This is a genomic window from Paraplanobispora takensis, assembly GCF_016863195.1.
GTDB classification, from domain to species: Bacteria; Actinomycetota; Actinomycetes; order Streptosporangiales; family Streptosporangiaceae; genus Planobispora; species Planobispora takensis.
The window spans coordinates 58,118-68,015 of record NZ_BOOK01000058.1 but is presented as its reverse complement, the minus strand read 5'-3'; the positions used below and the strand labels follow the sequence as shown (position 1 = coordinate 68,015).

Sequence of the window (9,898 nt, the reverse complement as noted above, 5' to 3'; positions counted from 1 at the left end):
TCTGAAGGTGCAGGTGACGCCGTACTCGTTCTCAAGTCCGAAGATGCGACGATCCACTACCTCACACTACTCCCCCCGCCCGCAGCGCGGCCTGGATGTCCAGCTGGATCTGCACCTTGTTGCCCAGCGCCACGCCCCCTCCCGGCAGGGGCATGTTGAAGGTGACGCCGAAGTCCCGCCGGTCGATCTCGGCGGTGGCGGAGAAGCCGACGCGGGTTCCCTTCTCCGGGTCGGGGAGGAACAGGTCGGGACCGAAGCCGAGCACCTCCAGCCGGAGCGGGACCCGCCTGGTGACGCCCTTCAGGGTCAGCTCGCCGTCGAGCACGAATCCGTCCTCGTCGAGCGATATAATGCTTGACTGGTAGGTCAAGTAGGGATTTTCCTCAACACCGAGGAAGTCGATGGAGCGCAGGTGCTCATCCCGCCCGGTGTTGCCGGTGTCGACCGAGGCGAGCCCGACCTTCGCGGACACGCTCGACTCCAGCGGGTCGGGACGGGTGACGATCTCGGCCTCGAAGTCGTTGAAGCGCCCGTGGACCTTGGTGATCCCGAGGTGGCGGACGACGAAGCCCACCGACGAGTGGACCGGGTCGACCTCCCACGTCCCGACGACGTAGCCGGGGATCTGGACAGCCGTTGTGGTCATGATGTCTCCTGGTTCCGATACGTAACCGTGTTCCTTTCGGGAACTGCCTTCATCGTGCGGGGCGGCACCGACACCCGGCAAGAAGGCACTTTTTCTGTACATGGGCACCTGGGGGTAACTATGCAGAGCCACGCCTACACCGCCATGGGCTGCCGCGGGCGGGAGATCCTCGACCGCGTCGGGGACAAGTGGTCGATGTACGTGGTCTTCACCCTGAGCGAAGGGCCGAAGCGGTTCACCGAGCTCAAGCGCGCGGTGGAGGGCATCAGCCAGCGCATGCTGACCGTCACCCTGCGCGGCCTCGAACGCGACGGCATCGTCAGGCGCACGATGTATCCGGTGATGCCTCCGCACGTCGAGTACGAGCTGACCCCGATCGGAGACAAGCTCGTCGGGACGGTGTCCTCCTTCCTCGGCTGGGTCGAGGACCACTTCGACGAGATCGACGCCGCCCGCGCCGCCTACGACGCCCGCGAGGGCCGTCCGGAGGTCCACGTCTGAGGCCGCCGTGTCCCCGGACTGAGCCCGGAGGCTCCCGGGGTGTGCCCGAAGGCGCGGCGGAAGACGTCGATGAACGCGCTGGCCGACGACCAGCCGCACAGGTGCGCCACGGCGGTCACCGGGACGTCCTCGGCCAGCAGGATCAGGGCGCGGTGGAGCCGCAGCTGGGTGCGCCACTGCGGGAAGGTCATGCCGAGGTCGGCCCTGAAGAGCCGCGACAGCGTCCGCTCGCTCGCGCCGACCTGTCCGCCGAGGGCGGCCAGAGTGCGGTTGTCGGCGGGGTCGGCGCGCACGATCGCGCACAGCGCCCGCAGCCGCGGATCGGCGGGGGTGGGCAGGTACAGCGGCTGCTGGGGCGAGACCCTCAGCCGGTCGAGCAGCACGGCCCGCAGCCGCCCGCGCTCCGGGCCGTCGTCGTGCGGGGCGCCGGTGTAGGCCAGGATCAGCTCGCGCAGCAGCGGGGCGACGCTCAGCACGGCCGGCTCGCGCAGGCCGAGCGGGTTGTCGGCGGCGGGCAGGCCGACCAGGTGCAGTTCGAGCTCGCCGTGGGCCTGGTGGGAGTGGACGGTCCCGGCCGGCACCCAGATGGCGCGGGTGGCCGGGGCGATCCACGTCCCCGCGCCGGTCGTGACGGCCAGCACGCCCCGGGCGGCGTAGACGATCTGGTGGTCGTCGTGGCGGTGGGCGTCGATGACGGCACCGGACGCCAGCTGCCGGGCATGGGTCGGCGCGAGCGGCCGATGGCGGATTTCCGTCATTGGTCGGCAGTTTATTGGAAGCACGACACCGAGCGCAGCGGTGAGTATGCCGCTGTGCCGAAGAACAAGACGATCATCATGCTGTCGGCCGGGCACGCCTGCGTGGACGTCTACCAGGGCGCCGTGGCGGCGCTCCTGCCGTTCCTGGTCGCCGAGCGCGCCTACACCTACGCCGCGGCCTCGGGGATCGTGCTCGCCGCCTCGCTGCTGTCGTCGGTGGCGCAACCGCTGTTCGGCGCGCTGACGGACCGGTGGGCGCTGCCGTGGCTGCTGCCCGTCAGCACGCTCCTGGCCGGACTGGGGATGGCGTTGAGCGGGCTCAGCGGTTCCTATCCGCTGACTCTGGCGCTGGCGGCCGTGTCCGGGATCGGGATCGCCGCCTATCACCCCGAGTCCGCCCGCGTGGCGCGGATCGCCAGTGAGGGGAGCCACACCGCGATGGGATGGTTCTCCCTCGGCGGCAACCTCGGTTTCGCCGCCGCGCCGCTCCTGGTGGCCGCCGTCGTGGCCGTCGGCGGGTTGCGGCTCACGCCGTTGCTGGCCGTACCGGCTCTGGTCGGCAGCCTGCTGTACCTGCCCGTCCTGCGCGCGCCGGGCGGGCCGGCGCGCCCGGCCGGCGGCGCGTCGCCGGCGGGACGTGAGGACATGGTCTCCTTCGTACGGCTGTCGCTGGCCGTGACGTGCCGGTCCGTCGTGTTCGCCGGCCTGAGCACGTTCGGCGCGCTGTACGTGCCGGCGCGCACGGGCGGCGGCACGGCGGCGGGCACCGCGGCGCTGTCCGTGCTGTACCTGGGCGGCGCGGCGGGCACCGTACTGGGCGGCCGTCTGGCCGACCGGTGGGACAGGGTCCGGGTGGTACGCGTGTCGTACCTGGTCAGCGTCGCCGCCGTGGCGGGAGTCGTGTTCGTCCCCGGCCCGATGATCTATCTGTTCACGGCGCTGGCCTGTCTCGGCCTCTACGTCCCGTTCTCCCTGCAGGTCACCCTCGCCCAGGACTATCTCCCCGCCCGCGTCGGCACCGCCGGCGGCGTCACCCTCGGCCTGGCCGTCAGCGTCGGCGGCCTGAGCGTCCCGCTCATCGGCGCCGTCGCCGACGCCACCTCCCTGCAGGCCGCCCTCACGCCGCTGGTCGCGATGCCCGCCCTGAGCTGGCTGCTGCTGCGGACCCTGCGCGAACCCGCCGGTCCCTAGTTGTGCCAACGCACAAACCTGTCATCGCCGCCCCCGGGCAGCTTCGGACGTCTTGCCGCTAGACCGGACGGCCGGGCGGCTTGTGTACTGAGTCACACACCTGAACGCTCCGCCTGAGCCGGAGCGAGGAGGTACCGCGCTGCCGCATCCGGCAGACCTACGGGCCCCACCCCACCGGATCGATCCGACCCCGGGAGGAGCCTGCGATGGCCTTGATTTTCCTCAACGGCGGCGCCATGCGTGGCGGTCCGCTGCACCACCTGCTCGACGGAGCCCCGCTGGTGGCCGAGACCACCACGGCGCCCAAGTACCGCTTCTACTCGGTGGGCGACCGCTGCCCCGGCCTGGCGCCGGTGGCGCACGGCGGGGCCGCCATCGAGGGGGAGCTCTACGACGTCCCGATGGACGTCCTGCGTGACCGGCTGATGCCGGCCGAACCGCCCGAGCTGGAGCTCGGCGTGATCGAGCTGGCGGACGGCACGTCCTCGTTCGCGATGCTCCTGCGCCGCCCCTGCACCTCGCACGCCGAGCTGTACGACATCACCGAGTCCGGCGGCTGGAAGGCCTACACGGACACGGCCCACACGGAGAAGGCCTCATGACCCGCTTCGACGTCAACGCCTCGATCCTCTTCACCGACCTGCCGCTGCCGGAGCGCCCCGCCGCGGTGAAGGCCGCCGGGTTCGACGGCGTCGAGTTCTGGTGGCCGTTCGCCGAGGCCGTACCGTCCGACAAGGACGTCGACGCCTTCGTCGGCGCGGTCCGGGACGCGGGCGTGCGGCTCGTCGGCCTCAACTTCGCCGACGACATCGCCGACGGCGGGCGCGGGCTCGTCTCCCGGCCCGCCGACAGCGCGCGCTTCCGCGACAACGTCGACGTCGCGGTCGGCATCGCCGGACGGCTGGGCTGCACGGCGCTCAACGCGCTGTACGGCAACCGCGTGGCCGGGCTGCCGGCGGCCGAGCAGGACGAGCTGGCCGCCGAGAACCTCGCGCTCGCCGCCCGGGCCGCCGCCGGGATCGGCGCGACGGTGCTGGTGGAGGCGCTCAACGCCTACGAGTCGCCGTCCTACCCGCTGGTCTCGGCCGAGGCCGCGATCGAGGTGATCGACCGGGTGGGGGAGCCGAACGTGGCGTTCCTGTGCGACCTGTACCACCTGGCCCGGATGGGCGAGGACCTGGAGGCGGTGATCGCCGGGTACGCGGGCCGGATCGGCCACGTGCAGATCGCCGACGCCCCCGGCCGGGGCCGCCCCGGCACCGGCGGGCTGGACTTCCCGCGCCTGCTGGGCGTGCTCGCCGAGCACGGCTACGACGGCTGGGTCGGCCTGGAGTACAAGGATCCGGCGCCGGACTTCGGCTGGCTGCGGGAGCTGGACCGGCTCGCATGACCAGACCCCCGGACGCAACCCCCGAACGCACCCGGCCGGGCGCCGGGCGAGGAGAGCAAATGAGCAGGATCGCATTCATCGGGCTCGGCGTCATGGGCTCGCCCATGGCCGGGCACCTGGTCACGGCGGGGCACGAGGTCACCGGTTTCGATCTCGGCGAGGAGGCCATGGCCCGGCTCCGGGCCGCCGGCGGCGCGAGCGCGGCGGGAGTCGCCGAGGCCGTCAAGGGCGCGGAGATCGTCATCACCATGCTCCCGGCCGACCCGCAGGTCGAGGCCGTCCTCCCGGAGATCCTCGACCACGCCGAGCCCGGCGCGCTCTACATCGACTTCTCCACCATCACCCCTCAGACCTCGCAGAAGCTCGCCCGCGAGGGCGCGGCCCGGGGACTGCGCGTGCTGGACGCCCCGGTCTCCGGCGGCGAGAAGGGCGCCGTCGAGGCGGTGCTGTCCATCATGGTCGGCGGCTCGCAGGAGGACTTCGAGGCCGCGACGCCGGTCTTCGAGGCCGTCGGAAAGACCTTCAAGCTGGTCGGCCCCGCGGGCGCCGGGCAGTACGTCAAGGCCGCCAACCAGCTCGTCGTCGGCGGCACCTACGCCCTCGTCGCCGAGGCCGTCGTGCTGATGGAGGCGGCCGGGGTGGACGCCTCCGCCGGGCTCGACGTGCTCGCCGGCGGCCTGGCCGCCAGCCGCATCCTCGACATCAAGCGCGAGTCGATGCTCGCCCGCGACTTCCGGCCGGGCTTCCGCATCGACCTGCACCACAAGGACATGGGCATCATCCTCGACGCCGCCCGCGGCGCCGAGGTGGCCATCCCCATGGGCGCGCTCGTCGCCCAGCTCATCGCCGCCGCCCGCGCGCAGGGGCACGGCGGCCTCGACCACTCCGCGCTCCTCAAGGTCACCGAGAGCCTCTCGGGAAGGGACAGCTAGATGGCGAAGATCCCCGCGATGAACGCGGTCGTCGAGGTCCTCAAGTCCGAGGGCGTCGACACGGCGTTCGGCTGCCCCGGCGCGGCCATCCTCCCGCTGTACAAGGCGATGGAGGAGGTCGGCGGCATCGAGCACCTGACCGTCCGCCACGAGGAGGGCGCCACCCACATGGCCGACGGCTGGGCCCGTACCAACGGCCGGGTGGGCGTCGCGATCGGCACCTCCGGCCCGGCCGGCACCAACATGATCACGGGCCTGTACACCGCGCTCGCCGACTCGATCCCGATCCTGTGCATCACCGGCCAGGCGGCCACCGCCCTGCTCGACAAGGAGGGCTTCCAGGCGGTCGACATCGTGGAGATCGCCAAGCCCGTCACCAAGTGGGCGGTGCAGATCAAGGAGGCCGCCACCGCCCCCTGGATCTTCCGCGAGGCCTTCCGGGTCGCCCGCTCCGGCCGCCCGGGGCCGGTCCTCATCGACATCCCGGTGGACGTGGCCAAGGAGCTCATCGAGTACGACGCCGCGCTGGACGCCCCGCTCCCGGTCGCGGTCGTCGAGCCGCACCCGCCGCGCGTGGAGAAGGCCCTGGACCTGCTGCTGGCCGCCGAGCGGCCGCTGATCCTGGCCGGCGGCGGCGTGATCATCGCCGAGGCCGCCGACGAGCTGCGCGAGCTGGCCGAGTACCTGAACATCCCGGTCCAGGTCACCCTGATGGGCAAGGGCGCCGTCGACGAGGACCACGGCCTGTTCTGCGGCATCACCGGCGTGCAGACCTCCCAGCGGTACGGCAACGCCTCCTTCCTGGAGTCCGACCTGGTGCTGGCCGTGGGCGCGCGCTTCGGCGACCGGCACACCGGACGGCTCGACGTCTACCGGGGTGAGCGGAGGTTCATCCACGTCGACATCGAGCCGACCCAGATCGGCAGGGTCTTCGAGCCGGACCTCGGCGTCGTCTCCGACGCCAGGCTGTTCCTGCAGGCCCTGCTCAAGGCCGCCAAGGAGCGCGGGGCGGGGCGCGGGCCGGGCGAGTGGGTCGGCCGGGTCCGGCACCTCAAGGCGACCCTGGGCCGCCGCGAGGACTTCGACACGGTCCCGATCAAGGCCCCCCGGGTCTACAAGGAGATCAACGAGGTCTTCGGCGAGGACACCTACTTCGTCACCGCGATCGGCCTCTACCAGATCTGGGGCGGCCAGCACCAGAAGGCCTACAAGCCGCGGCACTATCAGATCTGCGGCCAGGCCGGCCCGCTGGGCTGGGAGATCCCGGCGGCGATCGGCGTCAAGAAGGCGCTCAAGCACACCGACCCGGACGCCGAGGTCGTGGGCGTGGTCGGCGACTACGGCTTCCAGTACATGGTGGAGGAGCTGGCGGTCGGCGCCCAGTACAACGTGCCGTTCGTGCTCATCATGATCAACAACGAGTATCTGGGCCTCATCCGCCAGGCCTCGATCCCGTACGACATGAACTACCAGGTGGACATCCACTACGACGAGTACGGCACCGACAACGTCAAGATCATGGAGGCGTACGGCTGCTCCGGCCGCCGGGTCCTCGACCCCGCCGACATCCGCGACGCGCTCGAATGGGCGCGCAAGGAGGCCCGGGCGACCAGCCGCCCGGTGCTCGTCGAGATCATGATCGAGCGCGAGGCGAACACCCCGCACGGCCCGGCGATCGACGCCGTCAGGGAGTTCGAACCCGTTCCCGGACAAGTGTGATGATGGAGCGCCATCACACCGGGTTCCGGCACGCGCCCCTGCCCGCTCGCACCGGGCAGGGGCGCGTGTCCGCCCATTCTCCACCAGGGAGCAGGGTTGTCCGTTTCGTCAGGTGATCTCATGCCGACTTCTGAGACCACCGCTTCGTCAGGCTCGTCCGGGCACGTCGTCATCGCGCCGGACAAGTTCAAGGGATCGCTGACCGCCGCCGAGGTGGCCGCCCGCGTCGCGGCGGGCCTCGGTCCGGGCGTCGCCACCGTCGCGCTGCCGGTCGCCGACGGCGGCGACGGCACCGTGGCGGCCGTCGTCGCCTGCGGGTTCGAGCCCGTCGAGGTCGAGGTCACCGGCCCCGTCGGCGAGCCGGTCCGGGCCGTCTACGCCTGGCGCGACGCCGGGACGGGATCCTCCCCGTCCGGCGCGGGAGCGGTGGAGGTACCGACCGCCGTCATCGAGCTCGCCGAGGCCTCCGGCCTGCGGCGGCTGCCGGCCGCGGGTTCCGGGAGCTCTGCGGGTTCCGAGGGCTCCGGGGCGGGACCGGCCGCCCACGGCGGGGTCGAGCTGGCCCCGCTCACCGCGACCAGCCGGGGCACCGGCGAGCTGATCGCCCACGCCGTACGGCGCGGCGCCCGCCGCGTCGTCCTCGGCCTGGGCGGCAGCGCCTGCACCGACGGCGGCACCGGGATGATGAGCGCCCTCGGCGTGCGTTTCCTCGACGCCGAGGGCGGCGAGCTCCCGCCCGGCGGCGCGGCCCTGCGCGAACTCGACCGGATCGACACCTCCGGGCTCCCGGATATCGGGGGCGTCGAGTTCGTCGTCGCCAGCGACGTGGACAACCCGCTGCTGGGGCCGTACGGCGCCGCCGCCGTCTACGGCCCGCAGAAGGGCGCCTCGCCCGAGGACGTGAGGCTGCTCGACGGCGCGCTGGCCCGCCTGGCCGCCGTCGCCGCGCACACCCACGGCCTGGTCGGGGCGATCGAGCACGACGAGGTCGTACGCCCCATGGGTGTGGCCGGGCAGCCGGGCGCCGGAGCCGCCGGGGGAGTGGGCTTCGCCGCCCTCGCCTTCCTGCGGGCCGAGATCCGTCCCGGCATCGAGTATCTGCTGGACCTGCTCGGCTTCCGGGACCTGCTCGACGGCGCCCGGCTGGTGATCACCGGCGAGGGCTCGCTGGACGAGCAGACGCTGCGCGGCAAGGCCCCCGCCGGGGTCGCCGCCGCCGCGGTCAAGGCCGGCGTCCCGGTCGTCGCCGTCTGCGGCCGCCGTGCCCTCGGCGAGGAGGAGCTGCGCGCGGCCGGCATCGAGGCCGCCTACGCGCTCACCGACATCGAGCCCGACCCCGAGCGCTGCATCGCCGAGGCCGGTCCGCTGCTCGAACGCGTCGCCGCCAGGCTCGCGGCCGACCGTCTCGCGGCGCTGTAGGGAGACGAGGAGTCACACATGCACGATCTGGTCATCACCTCCCGCAGGGCCGTACTGCCCGACGGGGAGCGGCCCGCGGCGGTCGCCGTACGGGACGGGAGGATCACCGGGATCCACGCGCCGGACGCCGCCCCCGAGGCGGCCGAACGGGTGGACCTCGGCGACGTCGCCCTGCTGCCCGGCCTCGTGGACAGCCACGTCCACGTCAACGAGCCCGGCCGCACCCACTGGGAGGGCTTCGCCTCCGCCACCCGGGCCGCCGCCGCGGGCGGGGTGACCACGATCGTGGACATGCCGCTCAACTCGCTGCCGCCGACCGTGGACGTGCCCGCGCTGGAGGCCAAGCGGGCCGCCGCGGCGGGCCGGTGCGCGGTCGACGTCGCCTTCTGGGGCGGCGCGATCCCGGGCAACCTGGCGCACCTGCGGCCCCTGCACGAGGCGGGCGTGCGCGGGTTCAAGTGCTTCCTGTCCCCCTCGGGGGTGGAGGAGTTCCCGCCCCTCGGCGCGGCGGAGCTGCGGGCGGTCATGGCCGAGATCGCCTCCTTCGACGGCCTGCTGATCGTGCACGCCGAGGACCCCGAACTGCTGGCCGACCCCGCCGGGCCCGGCTACGCCGAGTTCCTCGGCTCCCGGCCCGGCGAGTCCGAGCGGCGCGCCGTCGAGCGGGTCATCGCGCTGGCCCGGGAGACCGGAGTGCGGGCGCACATCCTGCACGTGTCGTCCGCGCTGTGCCTGGAGCCGCTGGCCCAGGCCCGGCGCGAGGGCGTGCGGATCACCGCCGAGACCTGCCCGCACTATCTGACGCTGGCCGCCGAGCAGGTGCCCGAGGGCGCCACGCAGTTCAAGTGCTGCCCGCCGATCCGCGGCGAGGCCAACCGCGACGAGCTGTGGGCGGGCCTGGCCGCCGGGGTGCTCGACTGCGTCGTCTCCGACCACTCCCCGTCCACCCCGGAGCTGAAGGTGCCCGACTTCGCCGCCGCCTGGGGCGGGATCTCCTCCCTCCAGCTCGGCCTGTCCGCCATCTGGACCGAGGCGTCCCGGCGCGGGCACGGCCTGGGGGACGTGGTGCGCTGGATGGCCGGCGCCCCGGCGGCCCTGGCCGATCTGGACGGCAAGAGGAGCGGCCCCGGGCCGGGCGGCAAGGGAAGCATCGCCGCGGGCAACGACGCAGACCTGGTCGCCTTCGACCCCGGCGCGGCCCAGACCGTGGACGCCGCCGCCCTGCACCACCGCAACCCGGTCACGCCCTACCACGGCAGGACTCTCTCCGGCGTCGTGCGCACCACCTGGCTGCGCGGCCGGGCCGTACGGGACACCCCGCACGGGAACCTGCTCTGACCGG

Annotated in this window: 10 protein-coding genes; 8 read left to right on the top strand and 2 right to left on the bottom strand. The window is 73.0% G+C overall.

Features of this window, described 5'->3' with window-relative positions:
• Positions 1–61: 61 nt before the first annotated feature.
• Positions 62–646, bottom strand: coding sequence for a YceI family protein (locus Pta02_RS34530; protein ID WP_203879203.1), 585 nt, complete (start codon positions 644–646; stop codon positions 62–64).
• Between the two features lie 120 nt (positions 647–766).
• Here Pta02_RS34530 and Pta02_RS34525 point away from each other — a divergent pair, with 120 nt between their 5' ends.
• Complete coding sequence (locus Pta02_RS34525; RefSeq protein WP_203879202.1) at positions 767–1,147, top strand: winged helix-turn-helix transcriptional regulator; 381 nt, start codon at positions 767–769, stop codon at positions 1,145–1,147.
• Here Pta02_RS34525 and Pta02_RS34520 read toward each other — a convergent pair.
• Positions 1,108–1,905: an AraC family transcriptional regulator gene (locus Pta02_RS34520; RefSeq protein ID WP_203879201.1), complete on the bottom strand. Its 798-nt coding sequence runs from the start codon at positions 1,903–1,905 to the stop codon at positions 1,108–1,110. The genes Pta02_RS34525 and Pta02_RS34520 overlap by 40 nt on opposite strands.
• A gap of 54 nt (positions 1,906–1,959) precedes the next feature.
• On the opposite strand from Pta02_RS34520, the gene Pta02_RS34515 reads away from it, so the two are divergent.
• The 7 genes from Pta02_RS34515 to allB all read left to right on the top strand — a co-directional run bounded on the left by Pta02_RS34515 (position 1,960) and on the right by allB (position 9,894).
• Entirely contained in the window at positions 1,960–3,096 is a 1,137-nt protein-coding gene (locus tag Pta02_RS34515; protein ID WP_239131461.1) for an MFS transporter, read from the top strand.
• Positions 3,097–3,302: 206 nt separating this feature from the next.
• Positions 3,303–3,698, top strand: coding sequence for an allophanate hydrolase-related protein (locus Pta02_RS34510; RefSeq protein WP_203879200.1), 396 nt, complete (start codon positions 3,303–3,305; stop codon positions 3,696–3,698).
• Complete coding sequence (locus Pta02_RS34505) at positions 3,695–4,486, top strand: hydroxypyruvate isomerase family protein (protein WP_203879199.1); 792 nt, start codon at positions 3,695–3,697, stop codon at positions 4,484–4,486. The genes Pta02_RS34510 and Pta02_RS34505 overlap by 4 nt, the downstream gene beginning before the upstream one ends.
• Positions 4,487–4,545: 59 nt before the next feature.
• Entirely contained in the window at positions 4,546–5,418 is an 873-nt protein-coding gene (locus tag Pta02_RS34500; RefSeq protein WP_203879198.1) for a 2-hydroxy-3-oxopropionate reductase, read from the top strand.
• Positions 5,419–7,137: a glyoxylate carboligase gene (gene gcl, locus Pta02_RS34495; protein ID WP_203879197.1), complete on the top strand. Its 1,719-nt coding sequence runs from the start codon at positions 5,419–5,421 to the stop codon at positions 7,135–7,137.
• A 120-nt stretch (positions 7,138–7,257) separates the two neighbouring features.
• Positions 7,258–8,556: a glycerate kinase gene (locus tag Pta02_RS34490; RefSeq protein WP_203879196.1), complete on the top strand. Its 1,299-nt coding sequence runs from the start codon at positions 7,258–7,260 to the stop codon at positions 8,554–8,556.
• Between the two features lie 18 nt (positions 8,557–8,574).
• On the top strand, positions 8,575–9,894 hold the full coding sequence (gene allB, locus Pta02_RS34485) for an allantoinase AllB (protein WP_203879195.1): 1,320 nt from the start codon (positions 8,575–8,577) through the stop codon (positions 9,892–9,894).
• Positions 9,895–9,898: the final 4 nt, after the last annotated feature.